This window comes from Pseudolabrys taiwanensis, assembly GCF_003367395.1.
Classification (GTDB): domain Bacteria; phylum Pseudomonadota; class Alphaproteobacteria; order Rhizobiales; family Xanthobacteraceae; genus Pseudolabrys; species Pseudolabrys taiwanensis.
This window is the reverse complement of the sequence record NZ_CP031417.1, coordinates 1,652,279-1,677,447: the sequence shown is the minus strand read 5'-3', so window position 1 is coordinate 1,677,447 and position 25,169 is coordinate 1,652,279. Positions and strand designations below refer to the sequence as shown.

General features: G+C 64.6%; 24 protein-coding genes. 10 read left to right on the top strand and 14 right to left on the bottom strand.

Going from position 1 to position 25,169, the window contains the following annotated elements:
• Positions 1–19: 19 nt before the first annotated feature.
• From DW352_RS08035 to DW352_RS08020, 4 genes are all read right to left on the bottom strand, one after another.
• Positions 20–511 carry an SRPBCC family protein gene (locus tag DW352_RS08035; protein WP_115690146.1) on the bottom strand — a complete coding sequence of 164 codons (492 nt, stop codon included), beginning with the start codon at positions 509–511 and terminating at the stop codon, positions 20–22.
• 41 nt (positions 512–552) lie between these two features.
• Complete coding sequence (gene trhA / locus DW352_RS08030; protein WP_115690144.1) at positions 553–1,194, bottom strand: PAQR family membrane homeostasis protein TrhA; 642 nt, start codon at positions 1,192–1,194, stop codon at positions 553–555.
• Between the two features lie 74 nt (positions 1,195–1,268).
• Entirely contained in the window at positions 1,269–2,246 is a 978-nt protein-coding gene (locus DW352_RS08025; RefSeq protein ID WP_115690142.1) for a Bug family tripartite tricarboxylate transporter substrate binding protein, read from the bottom strand.
• A 176-nt stretch (positions 2,247–2,422) separates the two neighbouring features.
• Entirely contained in the window at positions 2,423–2,794 is a 372-nt protein-coding gene (locus DW352_RS08020; protein WP_115690140.1) for a hypothetical protein, read from the bottom strand.
• Positions 2,795–3,092: 298 nt separating this feature from the next.
• Between DW352_RS08020 and DW352_RS08015 the strand changes: the two genes are divergently transcribed.
• On the top strand, positions 3,093–3,398 hold the full coding sequence (locus DW352_RS08015; RefSeq protein WP_115690138.1) for a UBP-type zinc finger domain-containing protein: 306 nt from the start codon (positions 3,093–3,095) through the stop codon (positions 3,396–3,398).
• A gap of 15 nt (positions 3,399–3,413) precedes the next feature.
• Here DW352_RS08015 and DW352_RS08010 read toward each other — a convergent pair whose 3' ends face one another.
• Together DW352_RS08010 and DW352_RS27050 are read right to left on the bottom strand one after the other, a co-directional pair.
• Positions 3,414–3,632 carry a hypothetical protein gene (locus tag DW352_RS08010; protein WP_115690136.1) on the bottom strand — a complete coding sequence of 73 codons (219 nt, stop codon included), beginning with the start codon at positions 3,630–3,632 and terminating at the stop codon, positions 3,414–3,416.
• Positions 3,633–3,699: 67 nt separating this feature from the next.
• A complete protein-coding gene (locus tag DW352_RS27050) occupies positions 3,700–3,852 on the bottom strand; it encodes a hypothetical protein (protein ID WP_170153517.1) in 153 nt (50 codons plus the stop codon).
• A 230-nt stretch (positions 3,853–4,082) separates the two neighbouring features.
• Between DW352_RS27050 and DW352_RS08005 the strand changes: the two genes are divergently transcribed.
• Positions 4,083–5,273 carry an Hsp70 family protein gene (locus tag DW352_RS08005; RefSeq protein WP_245434360.1) on the top strand — a complete coding sequence of 397 codons (1,191 nt, stop codon included), beginning with the start codon at positions 4,083–4,085 and terminating at the stop codon, positions 5,271–5,273.
• Positions 5,274–5,347: 74 nt separating this feature from the next.
• Here DW352_RS08005 and DW352_RS08000 read toward each other — a convergent pair whose 3' ends face one another.
• Both DW352_RS08000 and DW352_RS07995 read right to left on the bottom strand, forming a co-directional pair.
• Complete coding sequence (locus tag DW352_RS08000; protein WP_115690134.1) at positions 5,348–5,791, bottom strand: hypothetical protein; 444 nt, start codon at positions 5,789–5,791, stop codon at positions 5,348–5,350.
• Positions 5,792–6,675: 884 nt separating this feature from the next.
• Positions 6,676–7,071 (bottom strand): ester cyclase, encoded by a 396-nt coding sequence (locus DW352_RS07995; protein ID WP_115690132.1) that lies wholly within the window; start codon positions 7,069–7,071, stop codon positions 6,676–6,678.
• Positions 7,072–7,402: 331 nt separating this feature from the next.
• On the opposite strand from DW352_RS07995, the gene DW352_RS07990 reads away from it, so the two are divergent.
• The gene (locus DW352_RS07990; RefSeq protein WP_162826847.1) at positions 7,403–8,149 is read left to right on the top strand and encodes a hypothetical protein; all 747 of its coding nucleotides are present in this window, start codon (positions 7,403–7,405) and stop codon (positions 8,147–8,149) included.
• A 58-nt stretch (positions 8,150–8,207) separates the two neighbouring features.
• A complete protein-coding gene (locus DW352_RS07985; protein WP_210209947.1) occupies positions 8,208–8,504 on the top strand; it encodes a hypothetical protein in 297 nt (98 codons plus the stop codon).
• Positions 8,505–8,608: 104 nt separating this feature from the next.
• Here the strand turns inward: DW352_RS07985 and DW352_RS07980 are convergent, their stop codons facing one another.
• From DW352_RS07980 to DW352_RS07975, 3 genes are all read right to left on the bottom strand, one after another.
• Complete coding sequence (locus DW352_RS07980; RefSeq protein WP_115690128.1) at positions 8,609–8,935, bottom strand: HU family DNA-binding protein; 327 nt, start codon at positions 8,933–8,935, stop codon at positions 8,609–8,611.
• A 483-nt stretch (positions 8,936–9,418) separates the two neighbouring features.
• Positions 9,419–9,706 (bottom strand): hypothetical protein, encoded by a 288-nt coding sequence (locus DW352_RS26730; protein ID WP_162826846.1) that lies wholly within the window; start codon positions 9,704–9,706, stop codon positions 9,419–9,421.
• A gap of 189 nt (positions 9,707–9,895) precedes the next feature.
• On the bottom strand, positions 9,896–13,603 hold the full coding sequence (locus DW352_RS07975) for a vitamin B12-dependent ribonucleotide reductase (RefSeq protein ID WP_115690126.1): 3,708 nt from the start codon (positions 13,601–13,603) through the stop codon (positions 9,896–9,898).
• A 1,291-nt stretch (positions 13,604–14,894) separates the two neighbouring features.
• On the opposite strand from DW352_RS07975, the gene DW352_RS07970 reads away from it, so the two are divergent.
• Positions 14,895–17,246: an autotransporter family protein gene (locus DW352_RS07970; protein ID WP_162826845.1), complete on the top strand. Its 2,352-nt coding sequence runs from the start codon at positions 14,895–14,897 to the stop codon at positions 17,244–17,246.
• A gap of 9 nt (positions 17,247–17,255) precedes the next feature.
• Here the strand turns inward: DW352_RS07970 and DW352_RS07965 are convergent, their stop codons facing one another.
• Positions 17,256–18,398 carry a mechanosensitive ion channel family protein gene (locus tag DW352_RS07965; RefSeq protein WP_115690122.1) on the bottom strand — a complete coding sequence of 381 codons (1,143 nt, stop codon included), beginning with the start codon at positions 18,396–18,398 and terminating at the stop codon, positions 17,256–17,258.
• Between the two features lie 123 nt (positions 18,399–18,521).
• Between DW352_RS07965 and DW352_RS07960 the strand changes: the two genes are divergently transcribed.
• Together DW352_RS07960 and DW352_RS07955 are read left to right on the top strand one after the other, a co-directional pair.
• A complete protein-coding gene (locus DW352_RS07960) occupies positions 18,522–18,932 on the top strand; it encodes an NADH:ubiquinone oxidoreductase subunit NDUFA12 (protein WP_115690120.1) in 411 nt (136 codons plus the stop codon).
• A 118-nt stretch (positions 18,933–19,050) separates the two neighbouring features.
• Positions 19,051–20,262 carry an MFS transporter gene (locus tag DW352_RS07955; RefSeq protein ID WP_245434359.1) on the top strand — a complete coding sequence of 404 codons (1,212 nt, stop codon included), beginning with the start codon at positions 19,051–19,053 and terminating at the stop codon, positions 20,260–20,262.
• A gap of 54 nt (positions 20,263–20,316) precedes the next feature.
• On the opposite strand, the gene DW352_RS07950 is transcribed toward DW352_RS07955, so the two are convergent.
• Positions 20,317–21,297 (bottom strand): Bug family tripartite tricarboxylate transporter substrate binding protein, encoded by a 981-nt coding sequence (locus DW352_RS07950; protein WP_115690118.1) that lies wholly within the window; start codon positions 21,295–21,297, stop codon positions 20,317–20,319.
• 210 nt (positions 21,298–21,507) lie between these two features.
• Here DW352_RS07950 and DW352_RS07945 point away from each other — a divergent pair, with 210 nt between their 5' ends.
• Positions 21,508–22,521, top strand: a complete 1,014-nt coding sequence (locus DW352_RS07945) for a DUF2155 domain-containing protein (RefSeq protein WP_115690116.1) — start codon at positions 21,508–21,510, stop codon at positions 22,519–22,521.
• Between the two features lie 116 nt (positions 22,522–22,637).
• On the opposite strand, the gene aat is transcribed toward DW352_RS07945, so the two are convergent.
• A complete protein-coding gene (gene aat, locus DW352_RS07940) occupies positions 22,638–23,315 on the bottom strand; it encodes a leucyl/phenylalanyl-tRNA--protein transferase (protein ID WP_115690114.1) in 678 nt (225 codons plus the stop codon).
• A 160-nt stretch (positions 23,316–23,475) separates the two neighbouring features.
• Here aat and DW352_RS07935 point away from each other — a divergent pair, with 160 nt between their 5' ends.
• Both DW352_RS07935 and DW352_RS07930 read left to right on the top strand, forming a co-directional pair.
• Positions 23,476–23,871, top strand: a complete 396-nt coding sequence (locus DW352_RS07935) for a response regulator (RefSeq protein ID WP_115690112.1) — start codon at positions 23,476–23,478, stop codon at positions 23,869–23,871.
• A gap of 190 nt (positions 23,872–24,061) precedes the next feature.
• Positions 24,062–25,123, top strand: a complete 1,062-nt coding sequence (locus tag DW352_RS07930; RefSeq protein ID WP_115690110.1) for a sensor histidine kinase — start codon at positions 24,062–24,064, stop codon at positions 25,121–25,123.
• Positions 25,124–25,169: the final 46 nt, after the last annotated feature.

The following is a 25,169-nucleotide window of genomic DNA, read 5'->3' as shown; positions in this document are numbered from 1 at the left end:
GAGGCTAGGGTGCGTATGGTTACGAAAGCGTTGTGGCGGCCGGCGTGCCGGCGAAGCGCTCGGCGAGATCCACAAGGCCCTGCGCGCGCTCGCGCGCGTTGGTCTTGAGCGCCGGCGCGATGCGCGCCCGCCAGGCCAAAAACCGCAGGCTCTGCATCAGACCGACGGCGTCCAAGCTGGCGGTGACGAGCAGGTCGGTGTCGTTGGGGCGGCGGGGCACGATCTCGTAGCGCGTGACGGCGCGGTATTCCTCGTCCTCGACCGCCAGCACCAGGTAGCGCGGCTTCTCCACCGTGACGACGCGGTAGTCCCGGTCGGCGGCGTCGCTGCCGCGCACAGCGCGGGTGCGAATGAGGCTGCCGGCGGCGAGCGCACCGGCCGGCTCGCGCTTTGCCTTCGCCAAGGTCCGCATCGCGGTCGGCCATTGCTCGACCGCCTCGAACGCGCGCCACAGGTCCTCCGGCGAGGCGGCGGCGGTCAATGTCTGGGTGACGGTCAGTGGGAAGGCCATGCCGAGCAGGTAGCGGGCCGCGCCGTGCGAGACAAGAGGCCTTAGGCCTCGAGCGAGATGAGCACCGCGGTGTAATGGCAGAGCGCCGCCGCCAGCACGAAGCCGTGCCAGATCGCGTTCTGAAAGCGCAGCGCGCGCCAGACGTGGAAGACAACGCCGACCGAGTAGAGCACGCCGCCGGCAACGATGAGCGCCAATGTCATCGGCGCCAGCGCCGCGGCGATCGGCCCGAGCACGAACAGCCCGCTCCAGCCCATGATGAGATAGAGCGCGATCGAGGCGCGGTCGAAGCGGCCGGGCCACAGCAGCTTGAGCGCGATGCCGGCGAGGGCGGTCGTCCACAACACCGTGAGCACGATGACCGGCGTGAGACCGCCGAGCGGCAGCACGAAGGCGGTATAGGTGGAGGCGATCAGCAGATAGATCGCCGAGTGGTCGAGCCGGCGCAGCCACCATTTGACCGGCGACACCGGCCACAGATTGTACGCCGCCGAAAAGCCGAACATCGCCATGAAGCCGGCGAGATAAATCGCGACCGCCGCGAATTCGACGAAGGTGCCGTGCGCGGCGATGACGAACAATACCGCCGCGCCGGCGATCGCCAGTGCGTTGCCGAGCACGTGAACGACCGCATCGGCGATCATTTCGCCACGATCGTAGTTCCAGGGGATCGGTGCGTTCATGCGCCGTTGCTAGCGGCGTAATGCGGCGAGGAAAGGGCTCTGCGATGTAAGCTCTATGACGAAACGCGATCAATTCAATCCAATGTTACGCCACTCGCTTTGATGATCGCCGCCCATTTCGCGATTTCGCTGTCGAGAAACTTCTGCAGATACTCCGGCGACCGGCGGTCAGCCGCGACAAAGGTGGTGCCGACTTTCTTCAATGCCTCGGCGCTCGACGGCGTGTTCATCAAGTCGAGCGCGGCGGCGTTGAGCTTCTTCACCACCGCGTCGGGCGTGCCCTTCGGCACGAAGAAGGCGCTCCAGAACGGCGCGTCGAAATCCTTCAGGCCCTGTTCGCTGGCGCTGGCGAGATCGGGCAGCAGCGGCGAGCGCTCCTTGCTCAGGATGGCCAGCGGACGCACGGTGCCGCTCGTGATCTGCGGCAGCGCCGCGGCGCCGAGCGCGCAGATGCCGTCGAGGCGGCCGGCGATGACGTCCTGCATGGCGGGGGCCGAGCCGCGATAGGGCACATGCGCGCCCTCGATGCCGGCGGCGGCGAACAATTGCGCGCAGGCAAGATGCGAGCCAGAGCCGACGCCGGCCGAGCCGTATTGCAGCTTGCCTGGATTGGCCTTGCCGTAGGCGATGAACTCCTTGAGGTCCTTCGCCGGCAGATCCTTGCGCACCAGCAGCACGATCGGCTGTTCGGCGACGAGCGCGACCGGCACGAAATCCGCGACCGGGTCGTACGGCAGCTTCTTGTACAGCGCCTTGCTCATGGCGAACGTGTCGATGCCGCCGAGGATGAACTGATAGCCGTCGGGCGTGGCTCTCGCGGCGCGGCCGGTGCCGATCGTGCCGCCGGCGCCGCCCATGTTCTCGATCACGACCTGCTGACCCAGAACATCGCCCAGGCGCGCGGCGAGGATGCGGCCGACCGTGTCGGATGCGCTGCCGGCGGCGAAAGGCACGATCATCGTCACCGGACGCTCCGGCCAGCTTTGCGCGGCGGCGGCGGTGAACGAGAGCGCGGTGACGATGAGAGAACAGGCGAGGCGACGTGCGATCATGAAACGATCCTGCGATGTCAGGGGCGCGTAATGTGGTGGGAGAAGTCGCGCGCCGTCAATCGCCGCGGCTGCACGAATTTACGGCTGGAAGCGCGCCGAAATTGCATCATTCCGATGCAGCGATGTGTGCGACAGACAGCCCACGGGGTGGCTTACCTGAGCGCTTAAGCGACGGCTTACTTGCCGCAATTCCACATGTAGCCGATCGGCGTGTAGGTGTAGCAGGGACCAAAGCCGCCGCCGTTCCAACGGCCGCGATAGAAGCCCGGCCAGGCGGGACCGTACCAATGCGGCCCGCTCGCCCAGTAACGTTCCTCGCGTTCGCGTTCGATCACCTCGGGCGGACGATAGCCGGGCAGGAAGCCGTAGCCGTGCCAGTGGCGCGACACCCGCTTCTTTCTCGTCTTCTTATGCGCACTCTTATGCGCGGGCTTATGCGTCTTCGTCTTCTGTACCGAAGGCTTGCCCGGCGCCGCATCGCTCGCGGCCTGCGCCATCGGCGCCAGCGCGAGCAGACCTATCACAACGCCGGCGATGATCGGCCGCATCGGCCACTCCCCAAAGAACGCGCCCAGGCGGCCATCAACGACCGCTTCGTGTTGGAAGTGAGACGGTCGTTTTTCGTTGTAGGGGAGGGCAAAGGCGCGCTGGCAGATACCACCTGCACAGCGTCAGGCCCGGGCTTGAACCCGGGCATCCATGATGGCTGTCCACGCATGAGGGGCCGCACTTTCCGCCTTGCGCGTTGCACGGCGTCATGGATTGCCGGGTCGAGCCCGGCAATGACCGTGAGCAGAGGCAGGTAGTCTTCGCCTCTGCTATGGTGGTCGCGCAAGGAGCGACACCATGGCCACTGAATGCACGCACACCGACGCCATCCACGACGTGACGCCGAGCGCTCGCGGCTGCGAGGAATGCCTCAAGACCGGAAGCTGGTGGGTGCACCTGCGCCTGTGTCGCACCTGCGGCCATGTCGGCTGCTGCGATTCATCGCCCAACAAGCACGCGACCAAGCACTTCGCGGCAACCGGCCATCCGATCATCGAGGGCTACGATCCGCCGGAAGGCTGGGGCTGGTGTTACATCGACGAGACCGTCGTCGAGCTTGATCACCCGACCCAACAGGTCGGGCCAATCAAGCGCTGGGTGTGATGGCGGAGCGACGCGTCAGGCCTTGGCGGCGGTTTTTTTGCCGGCGGCCTGGGCCTCGGCGGCTTCCTTGCTGAGACGCAGCGCACGCAGGCGCTCCATCCTCTCGCGCGTCGCCACCTGGGCGGCAAGGTATTCCTTCATCGCGATGGCCCCTTCGCGCGCCTGGGCTTCCTTGCGTTTGAAGGCGGTTTCAGCCTTGGCGCGGGCGGCGTCGGTGGTTTGGATCTCTCTCATGAATCTCCATGGTTTGCCGGCTGCCGCCACAAAAGGCGGGCCGTGTTGAAAGCGTAACGCTCTGCGACTACTTCTTTTCGACCGAGACGCCGGCCGGGCCGATGTTGAGCTGTACGCCCTTCGGCTCCTTGTGGTCCTGATAGACCTTGTAACCAAGCGCAGCGACGGCGACGATCAGGCCGCCAATGAGCAAGAACAAAACATTCCGCGAGATCGGCATACGTGGTGCCCCCTGCCATTCCACGCATCAACAACGCGCGGGGCGTAGAAAAGTTCCCAGTGCCTAGGTTTTGCGCGGCGCTGCCGATGCGGCGGTTGTGCCGGCCGCTCCGCCATGCGCCTGCGCCGACAAGCCGGATGCCGAGCGCGGCCTTTGCGCGTCCGACGCTCTATCGCCGCCGGTGAGAATCGTTTGAATGGGCCGCGCGGCGGCGGAAGTAGTTGGTGGAAATGCAAAGCGACGTTGAAAATTATTGCTGCGGTATCGATTTCGGCACCTCCAACTCGACGGTGTGCCTGGCGACGGAGCGGGCGCATTTCCTCGCCGCCGTCGAGAACAGCGACGACACGATCCCGAGCGCCATGTTCTTCAATTTCGCGACCGGGCATCCTGCCTTCGGCCGCGAAGCGATCCGCGATTACATGGCCGGCGAGAGCGGCCGCTTCATGCGCGCGCTCAAGAGCGTGATCGGCCGTCCGATCTTTCACGAGAAGACCAAGATCGGCAAACGCTACGCGACGCTGGCCGACATCCTCGGCCTGTTCCTGCAGCATCTGAAGCGCAAGGCCGAAGCCGAGGCCGATCGCGACCTCGACAGCGTCGTGCTCGGCCGGCCCGTGCAGTTCATCGAGAACGCGCCCGAGGCCGACCGCCAGGCGCAAAGCGATCTCGAGCAAGCCGCGCGCAAGATCGGCTTCAAGAACATCGAATTTCAATTCGAGCCGATCGCCGCCGCGCTCGAATACGAGACGTCGACCACAGGCGAGCAGGTGGTGCTGATCGTCGATATCGGCGGCGGCACGTCCGACTTCTCGATCGTGCGGGTGTCGCCGGAGCGCATCAGACAGGCGGATCGCGCCGCCGACATCCTCGCCAACCGCGGCATCCGCGTCGGCGGCACCGACTTCGACCGGCAGCTGTCGACCGGGCAGGTCATGCCGCACTTCGGCCGCGGCTCGCTCTACGGCAGCAAGAAGCTGGAGATGCCGAAGGCGATCTATTGGGACCTGTCGACGTGGTCGAACATCAATGCGGTCTACGAGCATAAAGTGCTGACCATGCTGCGCGCGCTGCGCAAGGAAGCGCAATCGCCGGCGCTGCTCGACCGCCTGCTGTCGGTGATCGAGAGCCGCTCGGGCCATCGCCTGATCAGCGACATCGAGCGCGCGAAGATCGCGCTGAGCAGCGAGACCGCCGCGAGGCTCGATCTCGGCTATGTCGAGAGCGGCTTTGCCGTCTCGGTCGGCCGCGACGCCTTCGTTGCGTCGATCGCCGAACTGCTGACGCGGATCGAGACCTGCATCGGCGCCACCGTGGCCGACGCGGGGCTGTCGCCGGACAAGATCAACACCGTGTTCCTGACCGGCGGCAGCTCGATGGCGCTGCCGGTGCAGGCGCTGGTGCGCGCGATGTTCGCTTAGGCGGCCATCACCAGCGGCGACGTGTTCGGCGCCGTCGGCAAGGGCCTCGGCCTCGATGCGCGCCGGAAGTTCAGCTAGGGCTGGCGGCGTGACCGCGCCGCGATCTCCTCGCGCTCTTTGAGGTCGGCATCGGCCGCGGCGATCGCCTGTGCCATCGTCATGCCTTCGTGGGCGGCGAAGTGGCACACCTTGGCCAGGTAGATCCGGTCTTCGTCGGAGATATAGCGGCGCCAGCGCTTCATCATGCATTCGTTGGTGTCGCCCCGGCAGGCCCTGTTGCGGCGGCAGACTTTGTGCTCGCACACCTTCCACAGCCCGACGCCCGTGAACAGCTGGCTGCGGGTTTCGAAGAGTTTGCGCCGCTCTTCGGCGGCTTCGCGCGCCCAGGCGAGGCGCGCCTGGCGCGTCGCTTCGTTATCGCCCGGGTGGAAGTGGATCGGGATCTCGATCTTTTCCGGCCGCGGCGGCGACAGTGTCGGTCTGTAGACGATCGATTCAGACATGAGGACGAGCTCCATCGTTCTCGCGGCGCCTGAGCGCGCCCGAGTTTTGGTTGCGTTCGGCCGCCCCCGGCGAAACATACGAGGGGGCGGAGCGCCGAGAGGCGCCAGTATCCAGCCACGCCTGTCGTCCGCCGCGGCCCTGCGGCTTTGGCGGACAGGGCGCGCGCGTCTGGAGCGCCAGACGCGTCGCCTCTCGGCGCACCGCTGCGGCGATTTCTGTTCCCGGGTCCGCGCTTCACGCTGCCGTTGCATCGGTCCGCCCGACACGTTGGCCTGTACGGCCTTGGTGTCGTCGCTCCCGCGGCGCCAGTTCGGCTCATCGCCTGGTCGCGCCTTGGGCCGCGGACGTGTTTGCAACGGCGGCTTGCTAGCAGGCTCCCTGCGCAGGGGTCGTAATGCCCCCAGGACGGGTCCCGAGACCTCCCGAGTGCGGGGTTACGAGCCCCGCCCGCGGGCGCCGCCCCAGCCGTTCCGGCTCAATCGCCGTTCCGGCCCGATGCGGGCCGCGCCGTATCTCCAGCGCCGCCCGTCACCGTTGCTCCGCCTCTGGGACCGTCTCCGGAGACGCCCCTCGTCGAGCAAGGTAGAGGAATTTAGGCATAGAGGGAAAAAGAGCGCAAGATGGATTTGAGAAAATAATCATATGTAGGCAAATGAGCGGCGGGCGAGGGGCGAGCATGAGGGCAGGCAAGCGCGCCGCGCGCGTCATGGCCGGGCATAGCCCGTCGAAGACGGGCATGACGCCCGTGTCCCGGCCATCCACGTTCGCTTGTAGGGTGGGTTGAGCGAAGCGAAACCCACCGACGATCTTTGTCGCAGCGATGGGTTTCGCTGCGCTCAACGCATCCTGCGGACTGTGCGCGGCGATAAGCGCCGGCTTCGTGGTCGAGGTGAGACGGTCACGGCGCCCGCAGCTGCGCCTCGATCGCCGCTTTGTCGATGACCGACCAGACCTCGGCGATCTTGCCGTCCCGGTATTGGTAGAACACGTTCTCGGCGAACGACACGCGCCGGCCGTTGACGGCGAGGCCCATGAAGGTCGCGCGCGGCGTGCAGTCGAAGGCGAGGCGGCTCGCCACGCAAGGCGGATCGGCGACCAGCAATTGAACGTCGAAGCGCAGGTCGGGAATGTCGCGGAAGTTCTGCTCGAGCATCGCGCTATAGCCCGACAGGCCGAGCCGCCGGCCGTTGTGCACGACGTCGTCCTGCACGAAGGAGCCGAGCGCCGGCCAATCCTGCCGGTTCAGGCAGGCGATGTAATCGCGGTAGAGGGCGGCGAGGCCGGCGTCGTTCATGGGTCAGCGTTGCGCTCAGGTGATGAGGCTTCAGCCGGCACAGCAACGGTGTGATGGCACGATGGTTCCGAGGAGGGACGGCGCGCGCCTATATCGCGCTCTCAGCGCGTAGGGTGGGTTGAGCGAATCGAAACCCGCCGACGATCATTGCCACAGCGATGGGTTTCGCTGCACTCAACCCATCCTACGGGCTATGCTCGTATTTTCGTGGGATCAAATATCCCGATAGTACAGCGCTATCGCGTCTTAACCCATCCTGCGGTTGTTGCGATTCAAAGTTGCAGGGGCGTCCGATTTCGGCAAAACTGAGTGCTTGGGTGTGGGGGCGTCCATGCGTTTTGTATTCGTGGTTCTCATAGCCGCGTTGTGTTCTGGCTGCGTAACGGGTGAATCCGTTCAATTCCAAGCTCAGCGCGACCAGCAATCCATTATTCGAGATGGCCAAGCAGCGCTCGTTTCGACCAAACAGAACTCAATTGTGATTGCACGCCCTGCGGCGCGGCAATTTCAAGTCGGCGGACGCCCGGTCTTCGTCCTCGGCATCTACAATCGGTCGAAGCAGCCGCAGAACTTCCTCGTGTCGGGCGTGCAGGTGACGCAGGTCGTCAATGGCGATGTTGCGCGACTGGAAGTCATTACTTACGAGAAGCTCGTTCAGGAAGAAAAGACGCGGCAAGTCTTTGCGGCAGTAGCCACCGGCCTTGCCGCCGGGGCGAACTCGTACAATGCGTCGAGAGCCGGCTATTACAATTCCAATTCGACAGTTTACACGCCGAGCGGCACCTATCAGGTGAGTACGACGGGTTATAGTCCGACCGCGGCTTACATCGCGCAATCCAATGCGAGCGCACAAAATGCAGAGATGATCTCTGCCACCATCGAAACCGGTCAGCGCAATCTTGCTGTGCTCGAGCGGTCAGTCATCAAAGACAATACGCTGATGCCGGGTGAATGGTACGGGGGACAGCTCCATATCGCGCCGCTCGTCAGCACAGACGGCAGCAAGGTCTATACAATTTCGGTGCTCGTCGGTGCCGAGCGGCATGAGATTCAGGTGGCGCAGGGAGCGGCCCGGTAAGTTTACTATTCAAAGCGTGCCGATCGCTCGACTTGATGTAAGGCAAACGGGGGGAGTTGTGCGGAGCGGGGTAAAGAAATTCGCCGAGGCGGCGCTAATTCAGCTGGGCGTCGTGACCTTACTAACATCCCAAATGAATTTGGCGCATTCTGCAGAACAATATGAAATTGAGGCCGCGGTAAACGATGAGCATTTCGTAATCAACGGCGAGAAGTTTGACGCCAAGACTTATTGTATGGGGTGGGAGGAAGGCGACATGGTCATCTTCGTTGACGGCTCCGCTATGGGCGTATGCGTGGCGGCAACGCTGTACAACGTCACACGACGTGAGACATGCGAAGTGTGGTGCGAATGAAGCTGGACACCGCGAATTCAATTGGCGGATTACGCTGCGCTAATCCGCCCTACGGGCTACGGTTGCTACCTTCCAGCACGGTTAAATTCGTGGAAAGCGCGTAGTCACACAGATTCTTTCAAATCCTTTGCCGCGCGAAATGCGACCTTCTTCGACGCTTTGATCTTGATCGCCTCGCCGGTAGCAGGATTACGTCCCATGCGGGCAGCGCGTTTACGCACCTGAAGAATACCGAGGCCGGCGATTTTGATGCGCTCACCCTTCTTCAGGTGTTTTGTAATCATGACGACGAGGTTGTCCATGAGCTCCAGGCCCTGCTTTGTTGTGAGCTGGTGAGCTTCTGAAAGTGCGGCAGCCAGCTGTCGGGTCGTGACAGGTTTAGTCGCTTTGACAGCTCTTTTGGGCCCGCCCCAGTCGGTGCCTTTTGCCATGGAATCTCCTACCGGAGCCGGAGAAAGATTGTGACCAGCAGAGAAACTGCCGCGCAGATAGTCAGAATAATTTTCAAATAGAAAAAGCCCATTCGTAAGCGATATAGCCAAGTGTTACGATCGTACTGAAAGTCATCGGCGTTTGAATCTTCGATGCGCGTCAATGTTTGGCGTAGCAGCCGATAGGCAGAGAGATATTGGCCCATTTCACACAAGAGCGCAGAAAGACAAAGAAGAAATATTATTCGTGAGTCGCTAATCGATAACCTAAGTTTCTCGGGTAAGGAGCTCGTTATTAGCAGCGACCAAGTAGTGCCTAGAGTGCCGAGGTTTAAAGTCCAAACTTGGCTACTGATCTTCTCGGTAACCCAATCTAAATCCTTAAGTAGGTTTTCTTTTTTTGCCATGGCAACAATCAATCTAAAAAAAATAGAATTTGAATTCGAGACTGGTCCAGCTAAACGACCCAAAGCTTTCTAGAGCTTAGTAAGGATTTCGGCGTCCATACTGGCCCGTGTACGGATTATAGTTTCCACGCGTGCCGTAATTGTCGAGCGTCGTATTGTTTGGGTTTGTTTGGTAGTGGCCGCCGACGTAGTTGCCGTTCTGCTGCACGTGCGGCGCAACGTAGTGCGAACTTGGATTCGAGCCCGTTCCGTACGAGCTGCCAAAGCCACCGTAGCTATTGCTGCGATTTGAATTGTAGAGCTGCGCATGCGCGCTTGCGCTCGTGACAAGCAAAGTGAGTGCACAAAGTGCCAAAACTTTCATGATTTCCTCCCCCCATCTTCCACCGTCTAATGAGTGGTTGTGATAAGGCTAAAACTCGCGCTAATGCCTGTAAAGAGAAAAGGCGGCCTTTCGGCCACCTTTCTTATTCGTGGATGGCCGGGACAAGCCCGGCCATGACGCTGCGGAGTGTGCGGGCAACTGACTTTTAATCAGCTGCTCCGGCTGCTCTCACGAACACCCCGTCGTTGACCCGCACGTATCACACTTCATGCACGTGCCATTCCGCACCAAGGTGAAGTTGCCGCATTCGCCGCAGGCTTCGCCCTCGTAGCCCTTGGCGCGTGCTTCGGCGCGCTTCTCGATCGCCGCGGCTTTGGCGTGCTGCTTGGCGTCGGCGATGGAAAGCTCGGCGACTTCCTCGACGCGCGCCTCCAGCTTCTCGGCGGGCGAGAGCTTGTGCTCGGGCTCGGCCTTGAGCGCGGTGGCGCCGGCGGCGTGCAGCGCGGTGACGACGCTGGCGCTCGCCACGGCCGGCTGGCCTTGCACCACCTGCAGGCGGTCGGTGCGCGAACGCGTCAGGCCCTTCGACACATATTGCGAGGCGGGGGCGGGGCGGCCTTCCTCGACGCCCTTGCCGAGCGCGTCGAACTGGCCCTCGGTCGGATCGACATGCGCGAGGTCGAAGCGCTCGAGATACGAGACCGCGAGCTCGCGGAACACGTAGTCGAGGATCGACGTCGCGTATTTGATCGAGTCGTTGCCCTGCACCGGGCCGGCCGGCTCGAAGCGGGTGAAGGTGAAGGCGTCGACATACTCCTCGAGCGGCACGCCGTATTGCAGGCCGAGCGACACCGCGATCGCGAAGTTGTTGATGAAGGAGCGCAGCGCCGCGCCTTCCTTGTGCATGTCGATGAAGATCTCGCCGAGGCGGCCGTCATCGTATTCGCCGGTGCGCAGGTACACCTTGTGGCCGCCGACGACGGCCTTCTGGGTGTAGCCCTTGCGGCGGTCGGGCATGCGCTCGCGCTCGCGCAGCACGGTGACGCGCTCGACGATCTTCTCCACCACCTTCTCGGTGAGGCCGGTGACGCGCGCCGCCGCCGACTTCTCGAGGAACACCTCGACCTGATCGTCGTCGTCCTCCTCGTCGGCGATGAGCTGCGAGTTCAAGGGCTGCGACAGCTTCGAGCCGTCGCGGTAGAGCGCGTTGGCCTTGAGCGCCAGCTTCCACGACAACAGGTACGCGGACTTGCAATCCTCGACCGTGGCGTCGTTCGGCATGTTGATGGTCTTGGAGATGGCGCCCGAGATGAACGGCTGCGCCGCCGCCATCATGCGGATGTGGCTCTCGACCGAGAGATAGCGCTTGCCGGTGCGGCCGCACGGATTGGCGCAGTCGAACACCGGATAGTGCTCGGCCTTGAGGTGCGGCGCGCCCTCGACGGTCATCGCGCCGCAGACGTGGATGTTGGCGGCTTCGACCTCGCGCTTGGTGAAGCCGATCGCGGCGAGCAGGTCGAAGGTCGGCGAGGCGAGGTCTTCGGCGGCGACGCCGAGCTTCTCGCGCACGAAGTCTTCGCCGAGCGTCCACTTGTTGAAGGCGAACTTGATGTCGAACGCGGTCGGCAGCGCCTTCTCGACCTTGGCGATGGCCTCGTCGGTGAAGCCCTTGGCCTTGAGCGTCGTGTGGTTGACGGCCGGGGCCTGGGCGAGGTTGCCGTGACCGACGGCGTAAGCCTCGATCTCGGCGATCTGCGCCTCAGTGTAGCCGAGCGTGCGCAGCGCCTCCGGCACGGCGCGGTTGATGATCTTGAAGTAGCCGCCGCCGGCCAGCTTCTTGAACTTCACCAGCGCGAAGTCGGGCTCGATGCCCGTGGTGTCGCAATCCATGACGAGGCCGATCGTGCCGGTCGGCGCGATCACGGAGGCCTGCGCGTTGCGATAGCCGTTCTTCTCGCCGAGGCTGAGCGCCTTGTCCCAGGCGGCCTTGGCGTGCGCGATCAGCGCTTGATCGGGGCACGAGGCGTGGTCGAGCGGCACCGGCGGCTGCGACACCTTCTCGTAGCCCTGGCGTTCGCCATAGGCGGCGCGGCGGTGGTTGCGCATCACGCGCAGCATGTGCTCGCGGTTCTTCTTGTAGCCGGGGAAGGCGCCGAGTTTCTCGGCCATCTCGGCCGAGGTGGCGTAGGAGATGCCGGTCATGATGGCGGTCAGCGCGCCGCAGATGGCGCGGCCGGCATCGGAGTCGTACGGGATGCCGGAGGTCATCAGCAGCCCGCCGATATTGGCGTAGCCGAGGCCGAGCGTGCGGAATTCGTACGACAGCGTCGCAATTTCCTTGGACGGGAACTGCGCCATCAGCACCGAGATTTCGAGCACGACGGTCCACAGCCGCACGCCGTGCTCATAGCCCTCCACATCGAAGGCGCCGGTCTTGGCGTCGCGGAAGGTGAGGAGGTTCAGCGAGGCGAGATTGCACGCCGTGTCGTCCAGGAACATGTATTCCGAGCACGGATTGGACGCGCGGATCTCGCCCGAGGCCGGGCAGGTGTGCCAGTCGTTGACGGTCGTGTGGTACTGCAGGCCCGGATCGGCCGAGGCCCAGGCGGCGTAGCCGATCTTCTCCCACAGTTCGCGCGCGTCGACGGTCTTGGCCGTCTTCTTGGTGCGGCGGAACGTCAGGTCCCACTTGCCGTCGGCTTCGACGGCCTTGAGAAACTGGTCGGTGACGCGCACCGAGTTGTTCGAGTTCTGGCCGGAGACGGTGAGGTAGGCTTCGCTATCCCAATCGGTGTCGTAGATCGGGAAGTCGATGTCCTTGTAGCCCTGCTTGGCGAACTGGATGACGCGCTTGATGTAGTTGTCCGGCACCTGCGCCTTGCGCGCGAGCTTGATCTCGCGCTTGAGCGCCGGGTTCTTCTCCGGCGAGAAGCAGTCGTCGCCCGAGCCCTGGCAGTTCACGCAGGCCTTGAGCACGGCCTTGAGGTGCCGCTGGTTGACCTTCGAGCCGGTGACGAGCGCCGCCACCTTCTGCTCTTCCATGACCTTCCAGTCGATGTACTTCTCGATGTCGGGGTGATCGACGTCGACGATCACCATCTTGGCGGCGCGGCGCGTCGTGCCGCCCGACTTGATGGCGCCCGCGGCGCGGTCGCCGATCTTGAGGAAGCTCATCAGGCCCGACGACTTGCCGCCGCCGGACAGGCGCTCGCCTTCGCCGCGCAGGTTGGAGAAGTTGGTGCCGGTGCCCGAGCCGTATTTGAACAGGCGCGCCTCGCGCACCCACAGGTCCATGATGCCGCCCTCGTTGACGAGGTCGTCGCTGATGGACTGGATGAAGCAGGCGTGCGGCTGCGGATGCTCGTAGGCCGACTTCGACTTGGTCAGCTTGCCGGTCTGGAAGTCGACGTAATAGTGGCCCTGGCTCGGACCGTCGATGCCGTAGGCCCAGTGCAGGCCGGTGTTGAACCACTGCGGCGAGTTCGGCGCGCACATCTGCGTCGCCAGCATATAGCAGAGCTCGTCGTAGAAGGCCTGCGCATCTTCCTCGCTGTCGAAGTAGCCGCCCTTCCAGCCCCAGTAGGTCCAGGTGCCGGCGAGACGGTTGAACACCTGCTTCGACGAATGCTCGCCGACATAGCGCTCGTTCTCGGGCAGCGCGGCGAGGGCGTCCTCGTCGGCGACCGAGCGCCACAGGAACGAGGGAACGGAGTTCTCTTCGACCTTCTTCAGCCGCGCGGGCACGCCGGCCTTGCGGAAATACTTCTGGGCGAGAACGTCGGACGCGACCTGCGACCAGAATTCCGGCACCTCGACATTGTCGAGCTTGAACACCACCGAGCCGTCCGGATTCTTGATCTCGGACGTGGTCAGCCGGAATTCGACACCTTCGTAGGCGGTGCGCGCGTCTTTGGTAAAGCGCCGTTCGATCCGCATTCTTCTAGCCCCTTCAGTTGGCCAGGCGGTTCGTCACCCGGCCCATTATATCCCGGCAGCCCTGTCCCGGCCTGCCTTGTGACTGCTCAGTTCTCGCTCGACGCATACCCTGCACGTAGGTGCCGCCCGGGCCTTTCGCCGCCCTTGTCGACACGTCTTGCCCTCTGCCTGCCAAGCGCAGACGACCCCGGGCCCAGAACGCCATTTCTGGCGTGGGTGAGCACTGTCAGAGCCGTTTTGGAGGTCCAGGCGGAACTTCAAACTCACCCGCGCCGGACTGACCGAAAGCTAAGGGGACTCGCTGCACCCGTCAACAAGGGATAGCCGCCAAACCTGAATCAAACACTAAATCTTGTGTCGTGTGCCTGAAATAGAGGGAAAAGGCGTCGCGTGTCCGAGGGCAGTATTGTGCCCCTGACCCGCGGGGAAAAGCCCTTTTCGGCGACCGGAAATGGCCCGGCGCGGATGACGAAAAAACGACCGAAAATCGGGCTTTGCAGCTTCCCCACAGGCAAGTTTCTGACGCGCGGAGGCGGGGAAAAGCCCGGGAGAAGTCCGGCGCAACGGGTTCCGGAGTCGCTGATTCTCGATGCTGAGTCAGGCCCTTAAACCGAGCCCGAAGGGTGTGGGCAACTGCCGCGACGCTTCTCCTCTGTGTGAATTGATTGCAGCCTGCGGGCGGCGCACGTTTTGGATCGCTTTTGTTCCATGAGGCAGGCGGTCGAACGGTCCCAGGGCGCCAAAAGGAAAAAGGCGGACCCCGCGAGGGGCCCGCCTTTACCGGCACTGTCATCCTTGGGCGGCTTGGCGTCGCGATAGGCGCGCTGCCGATTTCGTGGGCATCAAATGCCACATAAAACGGCCGAGCGCAACTCAGGAAGGATACGGAATTGGCTTTCGCTCGCCGTTGAGCCACCGGCGGCGGCGCGATTGTCGCGCACGTGGCTGTGTTGGGACGCGCGGAGCGCTGGGCGATTCCGTTGGACGACGCGGCAATGCCGCGTCCGCTTCGCTCACGAAGCAACGGCGTGCCGCAAACACTGCGACGGTTGTGAATTTCGAGGCCGACGCCTCGCAGGTTGACATTAACGCTGATCTTGCGCCCTGATGCCATCTAACGGTGTCATTGTACGCTGTCGTTAAGTTGAAATGGAATGCGATGAGGCTGGGAATAACGCGGAGCGCGGTCGAATCTGTGCGGACGACTCGCGGCCATCGACCGATTTGTATCGATGACAATTGGCCCGTTGCGGTAAGTCAGAATTGGTCTGCATCGTTGCGCAGCGGTCTCTTGCGCACCACCTCGCTGGTCGCGCTGGCCTTCATGTCGGCAACGGCGATACCGGCAGTCGCCGAGGCTGCCGACTGGATCGGCGGCACATCGACCGATTGGTTCACGGCCGGTAACTGGTCGGCCGGCGTGCCGACCCGCAGCGACGCTGTAACAATCGATACAGCCACGCCCAATCCGACGGTGATCGGCGGGGCCGCGCAATCGTCAGGGGTTATTGTCGGCAATGCCGGTACTGGCACGCTGACGATCCTGAACGGCTCTTTGATCAGCGGTTCTGGGACTATCGCGTTCGGCGCCGGTTCGAACGGTACCGTGACGGTCTCTGGCTCGTCCTGGTCCGCCCTTTCGTCGCTCGATGGTTCCGCCCTTCCGATCACTATCGCCACTTTCGGCCGCGGCACGCTGACGATCCAGAACGGCGGCAGCGTCTCGGCTTCGACCTTGAACATTGCCAGCCAGGTCGGTTCGACCGGTACGCTCAACATCGGTGCTGCACAGGGCCAAGCCGCGGTGGCGCCAGGCGCGCTGATTGCATCGGCAGTCGTGTTCCGCGCAGGCACCGGCCAGATCGTCTTCAACCACACCGGCTTGAATTATTCGTTCGATCCCACCGTCTCCGGAGCGGGATCGGTGCTGGTGGAGGCGGGCAAGACCGTCCTGACAGCGAACAGCACCTACACCGGCTCCACCACCGTCGATGGCGGCATTCTCAGCGTCAATGGATCGATTGCATCCTCATCGCTCACGACGGTGAACGCAGCTGGCGCCCTCGGCGGCAATGGCGTCGTCGGCAACACGGAGATCAACGGCGGTACGCTGGCGCCCGGCAATTCAATCGGGCTTTTGACCGTACAGGGCAACCTTGCTTTCTCGGCGCCCTCGAACTACCTGGTCGAAGTGTCGCCCGCCAATGCCGACCGTACCAATGTCACCGGCACGGCAACCCTCGGCGGCGCCACTGTGAACGCGGTGTTCGCACCTGGCAGCTATGTCACCAAGCAGTACACGATCCTCAACGCGACCGGTGGCGTCAACGGCGCCTTCAACGCGCTGGTCAATACCAACCTGCCGGCGAATTTCACGTCCGCGTTGAGCTATGGTGCCAACGACGTCTTCCTCAATCTGACGCTGCATTTCGTTGACCCGAACAATCCTGGCCCGAACTATGGCGGTGGCCTCAACACCAACCAGCAGAACGTCGCCAACACGCTGACCAATGTCTTCAACACGAGCGGCGGCATTCCTCTGGCATTCGGCGCGCTGACGCCGGCGGGACTTTCGGTCGCCGCGGGCGAACTCGGCACCGGTGCGATCCAGTCTTCGATGAAGGCCGACGATCTGTTCCTCAACATGTTGATCGACCCGGCCAGCGCCGGCCGTGCCGGTAGCTTTGTCGTGCCGGACAACATCAACGACGCAACGCTGTCCTACGCCGGCAAGCGCTCGGCTGCCGCCAGCGAGGCGTTCGCGATGGCGACCAAGGCGCCGCTGCGTGCCGAGCCCGTCAACCGCTGGAGCGTGTGGGCGGCTGTCTATGGCGGCTCGGAAACCGTCGGCGGCAACGCGGCGGTGGGATCGCAGGACACCAGCGCGCGTCTCTGGGGCGTCGCGGCGGGCGCCGATTACAGGCTCTCGCCCGATACGCTTGTCGGTTTTGCGCTCGGCGGGGGCGGTACGTCCTATTCGCTGGCCAATGGCTTCGGCTCGGGCTCAACGGATATGTTCCAGGCCGGTGTCTACGGCCGGCACGCATTCGGTCCGGCCTACATCGCCGCGGGGCTCGGCTATGGCTGGCACGACGTCACCACCAGCCGCACCGTTGCGCTCGCCGGTGTCGACATGCTCGAAGGCCGCTTCCGCGCCAACAGCTTCTCCGGCCGGTTCGAGGGCGGTTATCGTTTTGCGACGCCATTCGTCGGCCTCACGCCCTATGCCGCGGTGCAGGCGATCAGCTTTAGCATGCCGTCTTATGCCGAGCAGACCCCGTCCGGCGGCAGCCTGTTTGCGCTGAACTACGCGGCACAGACCACGACCGACAGCCGCACCGAACTTGGTTTGCGGGCGGACAAATCACTCGCGGCGAGCGATGGCGTGCTGACGCTGCGCGGCCGTCTGGCATGGGCGCACGACTACAAGCCCGATCGCACCGCGAGCGCGGCTTTCCAGTCGCTGCCGGGCACCAGCTTTGTTGTGAACGGCGCGCGTCCGGATGCCGATTCCGTGCTCGTCAGCGCCGGCGCCGAACAGAAGTGGCTCAACGGCTTTTCGCTTGCCGCAACGTTCGAAGGCGAGTTTTCCGGCAACGTCACCAGCTGCGCCGGCAAGGGCGTCGTCAAATACACCTGGTGAGGCCCGCTGCTAGTTGCGGCCGCCGACCGCCTCTCGCTCTTTGCCGTCATTGCCGAGCCGCAACGCCGCATCGTCCTGCGCGCTGACTTCCATGCGCCGCAGCGGCAGTGCCTCGGGATGTTCGCGCTGCAGGAAGTCGACCAGCTTCTCGCGGATCTCGCAGCGCAGATTGAAAGCGGCGCCGGCCGACGGCGCGCTGGCGAGGCAGCGCAATTCGATGGTCGCTTCCTTGGCGTCGGTCACCTGCAGATTGATGACGCGCCCGTCCCAGTTACTCGATTGCTTGACGATCTCGTCGAGCTTGTCGCGGATGCGCGCGACCGGCGCGCGGTAATCGACATAGATGAAGGCGGTGCCGATCAAGGCCGACGTTTCGCGCGTCCAGTTCTGGAACGGCTTTTCGATGAAGTAGGTGAGGGGCAACACCATGCGCCGCCAGTCCCACAGTCGCACCACGACATAGGTCGAGCCGATCTCCTCGACATTGCCCCATTCGTTTTCGACGATGACGGCGTCTTCGAGCCGGATCGGCTGCGTCATCGCGATCTGCACGCCGGCGATCAGGTTCGACAGCACCGGGCGCGCGGCCAGACCGGCGACGATGCCGGCGACGCCGGCCGAGGCGAAAAGGCTGACGCCGTATTGGCGAACCGCGTCGAACGTCATGAGCGCCGCGCCGGCGGTGATCAGCACGACGACGCCTTCGACCGTGCGCAGGAGGATGCGCACCTGCGTGTTGTGCTTGCGCGCGAGCAGGTTGTCGTCGACGTCGAGGCGGAAGCGGCGCAGATAGACATCGGCGCCGATGTTGAGGGCGACGATCGCGGCCCAGCCGATCAGGGCGATGATGGCGATCAGCAGCACCCGCGCGATGATGCCGGCGGTGTCCGAATCGAACGGCGCCACCGGCACGGCGACCAGCAGCGCCAGGATCAGGACGGAGAGGCGCGTGACCCCGCGCAGGCGCGTGACGATCGAGAAAATATTGGGATAGCGCGGCGCCAATGTGCGGCGGACCACCTTGCGCAAAAGCCGGTGGACGGCGAGGGCGATGACCACGGCCAGTGCCAGAATTAACACGGCGGTGACGGGATTAGGCAGCCAGTACAGCCAGTCTTTGACTTGGATGAGTGCCAGTCTCAACGAATCCATGCGGCCTCATGTAACGAGAGCGGGGTGCAGGGATGGTGGGCGGCCCGGCGGCGGCGCCCTGGACACGGGAGCGGTGAGGTGGCAGAACGCCAACCGTCCCACAGCGGTTAATGCACGGCGGCGATGAAAAGTTTCCTTCTGAAACTGTTCACTTGGTGGAATTCGCAGACATTCGGAACCCAGTTCTGGACCTGGATGTACGGCGAAAAGGTCGGCGAAGACGAATTCGGCAACCAATATTATCGCACCAAGGGCGGCAAGATCGATCCGACGCTGCTCTTCGAGCGCCGCTGGGTCATCTATAACGGCTACGCCGAGGCCTCGACCGTGCCGCCCTCGTGGCACGGCTGGCTGCACCACACCGTCGACACGCCGCCGACCGAGGAAGATTACAAGCCGCGCGCCTGGCAGAAGCCGCATCGGCCGAATCTGACCGGCACGCCGGGCGCCTACCGCCCGCCGGGGTCGACCTTGGCGCAAGGCCGCCGTCCGAAGGCGACCGGCGACTACAAGGCCTGGAGCCCGGAGGGCTGAGCCCTCCAACCCGGCGTCCGGCAGGCTGAGCCTGCCGGCGCGTCGATTCATTCATGCGATGACGCGCACCGCGCGGGACACGCCGTCCCGCGGCGGTTTGTTTTTTTGGAGCAGGACCGTGGCGGACGAACCCAGCAAGGCCGAAGGCGCCTCGGCCTTATCGTCGGGCATGTCGTTCGGCCTGACCTTGCTGTTCGCGGTCGCCGCCGGCGCCGCCGTCGGCAATCTTTATCTCGCGCAACCGCTGCTCGCCGAAATCGCCCAGACCTTCGGCGTGCCCGCGGGCTCTGGCGGATTGCTCGTGACGATGACGCAGGCCGGCTACGCGGTCGGCATCTTCCTGATCGTGCCGCTCGGCGACACGCTCCAGCGTCACCGTCTGATTCCGGCGATGATGATCCTGTCGGCGCTGGCGCTGATCGCCAGTGCCTTCGCGCCGAGCTTCACCTTGCTGCTGGCCGCGCTTGCCGCCGTTGGGCTGACGACGGTGGCGGGGCAGATCCTCGCGCCTTTGGCCGGCGATCTCGCCAAGCCCGAGCAGCGCGGCCGCGCCGTCGGCACGGTCATCTCCGGCGTGCTCGTCGGCATTCTGGTGTCGCGCACGATCAGCGGCTTTCTCGCCGACGCGTTCGGCTGGCGCGCGATCTATCTCTGCGCGGCCGTGTTGATCATCGTGCTGGCGATTTTGCTGGCGCGGGCGCTGCCGGCGTTGCCGCCGCGGCCGGCCGTGCCTTATGGGCGGCTGCTGCGCTCGATCTTCAGCACCATCCGCGCGCACCGCGCGGTGCAGGTGACGCTCGTGCTGGGCGCGACCGTGTTCTCGGTGTTCACGATGTTCTGGACCGGGCTGACATTGCTGCTCAGTGCGCCGCCGTTCTCTTACGCGGCGAGCGAGATCGGGCTGGTCGGCCTGGTCGGACTGGCCGGCGCGCTCGCCGCGCGCCGCGCCGGCTGGCTGCACGACCGCGGCTGGTCGGTGCCGTCGACCGGCGGCGCGCTGGTGCTGGCGCTGGTGTCGCTCGCCATCTCGGGTTTCGGCGCCACGTCGATCGCCATCACCTTGATCGCCGTCTTTCTGATCGACATCGCCATCCAGGCGCTCAACGTGCTCAATCAGACGCGCTTGTTCGCGGTCGATCCAACGGCCCGCAGCCGGCTCAACACCGCCTATGTGTCGTGCAACTTCATCGGCGGCGCGATCGGCTCGAGCCTCGCCGGCGTGCTGTGGCACATCGGCGGCTGGTTCGCGCTCACGCTCGGCGGTGGCGTTCTGATCGGCTTTGCGTTCCTGGTGTGGGCGACGCAGCGGCGGGCGCTGACGCTCAAGTAGAGACGCCGGCCAGCGGCGCGGGACGCGCCGCCCGCCGATGCACCCCCGCGTTCGTTACTGTGAGCCCTCGAGCTCCAGCTTCCGCACCAGCGAGCCCCATTTCTCGCGTTCGCTGACGAGATAGATCTCGGTGTCGGCGAGCGAGGGCGGATCGATCGGCAACAGGCCGATCGTCGTCGCCTTCTGCTGCATCTCCGGGTCGCTCATGATCTTCTTCATCTCGGCATGCAGCTTCTCGACGATCGGCTTGGGCGTTGCCGCCGGCGCATAGAGCATGTGCCACGACACGGCTTCGAAGTCGGGCGCGTTGGCGGCCTTGGCGAAGGGCGGCACGTCGGGCAGTGACGGGATCGGCGTCGAGGACGACACCGCCAGCGCCCGCAATTTGCCGTCGCGGATCAGCGGCAGAGTGGCGCCGGCTTCGGCAAAGCCGAGCTGCACGTGATTGGCGACGATGTCGGCGACCGATTGCGGCGTCGAGCGGTAGGGCACGTGCGTGAAATTGATGCCGAAGCGCTGCTTCATGTATTCCATCGACAGATGCTGGGCGACGCCGGCGCCGGGCGAGGAATAGCTGAGCGGCTTTTCGCTTTTCTTGGCGAGTTCGATCAGCTCCGGCACCGTCTTGGCCGGCAGATCCGGATTGACCACCAGGATGAACGGCGACTTCACGTAGAACGACACCGGCACGAAGTCGGTGAGTTTGTACGGGATCTTCTTGTACAGCACCGGATTGATCGCCATCGCCGAGGATGTCGAGACCAGCAGCGTGTAGCCGTCGGCGGGCGCGGTCGCGACGTGGCTCGCTGCCAGCATCAAGGCGGCGCCCGGCCTGTTCTCGACGATCACCGGTTTGCCGAGCGAGGCCTGCAGCTTGTCGGCATAGAGACGGACCAAGGCGTCCATGCCGCTGCCGGCGGCGAGCGGTACCACGATGGTGATGGGACGGTCGGGATAGGTTTGCGCGCCTGCCGGCGCCAGGCCGGCCGCGAGCGTCGCGGCCAACAGCAGGCAGAGTCCGAGTATCCGTTTCATTTGAGCATGTCCCCCCTGAGCATCTTTATTTGTTGTTCGAACGATGCCGGTTCCGATCAGGCCCGGCAAGGCGTCGTTTCGCCACCCGCGCGGCCGGGGGTGGGGAAGGGGCCGGCGCGCCCTTCCGCCGCCGCATTCCCCGTGTTAACCGGGCGCTGGTTTGAGGGCGGCCACTTTCACGCGCCGGCCCCAAGGGGACGATCCCGGTTTATGGCGCGACCCAGGCTCTCAGTCTGCATTTTGACGCTCGCCACGCTGGCCGCCGCGACACCGGCGCTGGCGCAATTCGGCTCGATCTTTTCCGATTCGCCGCCGCGGCCGCCGGCCAACGTGCCGGGAGGCGGGCGCGACGACCGCTATCCGCCGCCGATCTATCGCGAAGAAGACGATGAGCCGCCGCCGCCGCCCTCGCGGCAGGCGCCTTATTACTCCAATCAGCCGTCGCGCATGCCCGCCGCAGCGCGGCCCGACGTGCCGCCGGCGCAGCCTTTGCCGGCGCCGATGGCGCTGCCGCCGTCGAGCCGTCCGGGTGGCGGCACCATCCAGTCGCAGGATCTGGCGCCGCCGCCGGGCGCGACCATGGCGCCGCTACCGGGACAGGTGCGGCCGCCGGCGCCGGCCGGCGAGCAGCCGCAGCAGCCGACCCAGGCCAACACCAATCCCAACCCGAACCCCAATCCGAATCAGCCGGCCGATACCGCGCCGCGGCCGGGCGACGAGGTGGTGGTCGAGCCGCCGCCGCAGCGCATCGCCAATCCGACCGCCGTGTTCTCCGGTCTCGACAAGATCACCGGCCGCATCATCTCGTTCGACGTCGCCATCAACGAGACGGTGCAGTTCGGCGCGCTGCAGGTGACGCCGCGCGTGTGCTATTCGCGGCCGCCGACCGAGACGCCGAACACCGACGCCTTCGTCGAGGTCGACGAGGTGACGCTGCAGAACGAGATGAAGCGTATCTTCTCGGGCTGGATGTTCGCGGCGAGCCCCGGCCTGCACGCGGTCGAGCACCCGATCTACGACGTGTGGCTCACCGACTGCAAAGGCGCGCAACCGCCGTCGGTCGCGGAAGCGGCGCCGGACGATCAGGCCAAGCCCGCGGCGCGTCCGACACAGCCGCGCCGTGCGCAGCCGGCGCAACGGCCGCCGCAGGCCGGACAGCAGTTCGTGCCGGCACAGCCGCGCGCGCAGCAACAGCAGCCGGGCTTCGTGCCGGCGTTGCGGTAATTGCTGTCATTCCGGACGCGCGCACAGCGCGCGATCCGGAGTCCAGTCGCAAGCTCAATCGTTGTTCTGGATTCCGGGTTCGCGCGTCGAAGTGGCGCGCGCCCCGGAATGACGGCTCAATGCGCGCTCTCGATGATCGCCAGCGCCTCGGCGCCGGTGATCGGCCGCTCCGTCGGCAACACAGCGAAGTCCGCTTCGCCGGCGAGCGCTTCTTCCAGCATGCGGTGATAGCGGCGCTTGGGCACTTCGACCGCGCCGAAGGTCTTCAGATGCGCGGTGACGAACTGCGTATCGAGCAGGCGGTAGCCGCCGGCCTTCAGGCGCGCGACGAGATGCACCAGCGCGACCTTGGAGGCGTCGGTGGCGCGGTGGAACATGCTCTCGCCGAAGAAGGCGCGGCCGAGCGAGACGCCGTAAAGACCGCCGACCAGCGCCTCGCCGTCATAGACCTCGACGGTATGACAGGCGCCGGCTTCGAACAGCGCGCGATAGATGCGGCGGATGCGGGCATTGATCCAGGTCTTGCCGCGGTCGGGTTTGGGTTCGGCGCAGCCGTCGATCACGGCATCGAAGTCGCGGTCGACATGGACCGTGAAGGGCGTGGTCCGAACCGTGCGGGCGAGGCGGCGCGCGACGTGGAAGCCCTCGAGCGGCAGGATGCCGCGCATTTCCGGCTCGATCCAATAGAGCGCCGGGTCGTCGGCGCTCTCGGCCATCGGGAAGATGCCGCAGGCATAGGCCTTCAGCAGCACTTCCGGCGTGATCTCGACAAAGGCGGTGTCGCGGCTGGCCATGGTCCTGCAATCCTAAGGCGCTCGGCGGCGGCCTCAAAGTGCGATCGAGGCGACGTTAACGCTTCGCTCATCATAATGGCTTCAAATTGCTGAAAGCTTGAGTTTCTTTAGCCAAGTTCCGCGTTCTCCCGGCGTAGGTTGTACGCGGCGAGGGAGCCCAATGGTACACACGGACCATCCCGTTTCGGTCCTGCTGGTCGAGGACGAGGTCCTCATCAGCATGCTGGTAGCCGATACGCTCACCGAGAACGGCTTCGACGTGCATGAAGTCAGCACCGCCGACGAAGCACTGCGCTATATCGATCAGGGTGGGGTGGTGGACGTCTTGTTCACCGACGTGAACCTGCCGGGATCGATGGACGGCCGCGAGCTTGCCGCTCGCGTGCGCGCAAGGCGGCCCGGACTGCCGGTGGTCTATGCGTCCGGCCGTTACGACAACCGCGATGTCAGCAAGCTGGTGCCGCACTCCGTGTTCATGACCAAGCCGTATAACCCGAACGATGTCTGCACGCTGCTGACGCGGCTGACACACGGCGACGACGACCGCGCGCACTGACGCGGTCGTGCGTGCGGCTGTTCGGTTGCGCGGGCGGCATAAAGAGATCGTAAATTCGGACGTCGCCGCGCTGCTCTCAGCATCGGAACGTGTAAAGTAGCGCACGATAATTCCTGGCGGTGCCGCCGTCGCATGGCGGCCATACGCCGCCCATCGCGACAATCGATGCGGGCCCAGTACGGCGTTCGCAATGCGCAAGACCAGCGTCTTCCTTCCCATTCTCACCTTTGCGATCGCCGTGGCGATTTTCGTGCTCGACACGGTCACCCGCACCGAAATCACCGCGTCGATGCTCTACGTATCGGTCGTGCTGCTTTCCGTGCGCTTCTGCACGACGCGCGGCACGGTGGTCGTGGCCGCCATCTGCATGCTGATCACGCTCGGCAGCTTTCTGTTGACGACGCGGTACCGGCTCGACTGGTCCTATCCGGTGCTCATCAACACCGGCATGAGTCTCGTCGTTCAAACGGTGACGACCTATCTCGCGCTCAAGATCGAGGCCGTGCGCGACGCCGCGCGCGATCTCGCCGAGACCAACCAACTGCGCGACGCGCTGCTCGGCTCGGTGTCGCACGAACTGCGCACGCCGCTCACCTCCATCGTCGGCGGCGTCTCGGTGCTGGCGGACGCGCCGTCGCTCGCGCAGGACAAGCGCCTGACCTCGCTCGCCAAGGGCATCCGCGACGAGGCGATGCGGCTCAATGCCGACATCCAGAACATGCTCGATGCCGCGCGCATCACCAGCAAGGGTCTGCAGGCGCGCCAGGACTGGACCGAGCCGAGCGACGTCATCGGCGCGGCCATCGACCGCGTCGCCAACCGCTACGGCCGGCGCATCGAGTTCGAGGGCGCGCAGAACCTGCCGCTCGTTCATCTCGATCCGGTGCTGGTGGAGCAGGCGCTCGGCCAGATCATCGCCAATGCGGCGAAGTTCTCCGCGGCGGACTCCAAGATCATCGTCACGGCCGAAGTCGAAGACAAACAGCTCGTCGTGTCGGTCGGCGATAAGGGCGTCGGTCTCACCGCGGACGAGAAATCGCACATCACCGAGCGCTTCTTCCGCGGCGAGCGGCATCTCGGCAAGATCCCCGGCTCGGGACTCGGACTGTGGATCGCCGACACGTTCATCGGCGCGAGCGGGGGTTGGCTCAAGGCGCTGAGTGCCGGCGAAAACCAGGGCACGACGATGCAGGTGGTCTTCCCCAACATCCGCTATGTCGACGAGACGGATATTCCACCGCAGGACGCCTGACGTCGCAGTGCGGCTTTAGAGTCCATTAACCATAAATGTCCCATAT

Coding starts and splice junctions, on each gene's coding strand:
- DW352_RS07960 (WP_115690120.1), top strand. CDS start 18,522: ATGAAAAGTTTCCTTCTGAAACTGTTCACTTGGTGGAATTCGCAGACA.
- DW352_RS08025 (WP_115690142.1), bottom strand. CDS start 2,246: ATGATCGCACGTCGCCTCGCCTGTTCTCTCATCGTCACCGCGCTCTCG.
- DW352_RS07935 (WP_115690112.1), top strand. CDS start 23,476: ATGGTACACACGGACCATCCCGTTTCGGTCCTGCTGGTCGAGGACGAG.
- DW352_RS08000 (WP_115690134.1), bottom strand. CDS start 5,791: ATGGAGCTCGTCCTCATGTCTGAATCGATCGTCTACAGACCGACACTG.
- aat (WP_115690114.1), bottom strand. CDS start 23,315: ATGGCCAGCCGCGACACCGCCTTTGTCGAGATCACGCCGGAAGTGCTG.
- DW352_RS08005 (WP_245434360.1), top strand. CDS start 4,083: ATGCAAAGCGACGTTGAAAATTATTGCTGCGGTATCGATTTCGGCACC.
- DW352_RS08010 (WP_115690136.1), bottom strand. CDS start 3,632: ATGAGAGAGATCCAAACCACCGACGCCGCCCGCGCCAAGGCTGAAACC.
- DW352_RS27050 (WP_170153517.1), bottom strand. CDS start 3,852: ATGCCGATCTCGCGGAATGTTTTGTTCTTGCTCATTGGCGGCCTGATC.
- DW352_RS07995 (WP_115690132.1), bottom strand. CDS start 7,071: ATGAACGACGCCGGCCTCGCCGCCCTCTACCGCGATTACATCGCCTGC.
- trhA (WP_115690144.1), bottom strand. CDS start 1,194: ATGAACGCACCGATCCCCTGGAACTACGATCGTGGCGAAATGATCGCC.
- DW352_RS07945 (WP_115690116.1), top strand. CDS start 21,508: ATGGCGCGACCCAGGCTCTCAGTCTGCATTTTGACGCTCGCCACGCTG.
- DW352_RS07965 (WP_115690122.1), bottom strand. CDS start 18,398: ATGGATTCGTTGAGACTGGCACTCATCCAAGTCAAAGACTGGCTGTAC.
- DW352_RS07930 (WP_115690110.1), top strand. CDS start 24,062: ATGCGCAAGACCAGCGTCTTCCTTCCCATTCTCACCTTTGCGATCGCC.
- DW352_RS08020 (WP_115690140.1), bottom strand. CDS start 2,794: ATGCGGCCGATCATCGCCGGCGTTGTGATAGGTCTGCTCGCGCTGGCG.
- DW352_RS26730 (WP_162826846.1), bottom strand. CDS start 9,706: ATGAAAGTTTTGGCACTTTGTGCACTCACTTTGCTTGTCACGAGCGCA.
- DW352_RS08015 (WP_115690138.1), top strand. CDS start 3,093: ATGGCCACTGAATGCACGCACACCGACGCCATCCACGACGTGACGCCG.
- DW352_RS07990 (WP_162826847.1), top strand. CDS start 7,403: ATGCGTTTTGTATTCGTGGTTCTCATAGCCGCGTTGTGTTCTGGCTGC.
- DW352_RS07980 (WP_115690128.1), bottom strand. CDS start 8,935: ATGGCAAAAGGCACCGACTGGGGCGGGCCCAAAAGAGCTGTCAAAGCG.
- DW352_RS08035 (WP_115690146.1), bottom strand. CDS start 511: ATGGCCTTCCCACTGACCGTCACCCAGACATTGACCGCCGCCGCCTCG.
- DW352_RS07975 (WP_115690126.1), bottom strand. CDS start 13,603: ATGCGGATCGAACGGCGCTTTACCAAAGACGCGCGCACCGCCTACGAA.
- DW352_RS07950 (WP_115690118.1), bottom strand. CDS start 21,297: ATGAAACGGATACTCGGACTCTGCCTGCTGTTGGCCGCGACGCTCGCG.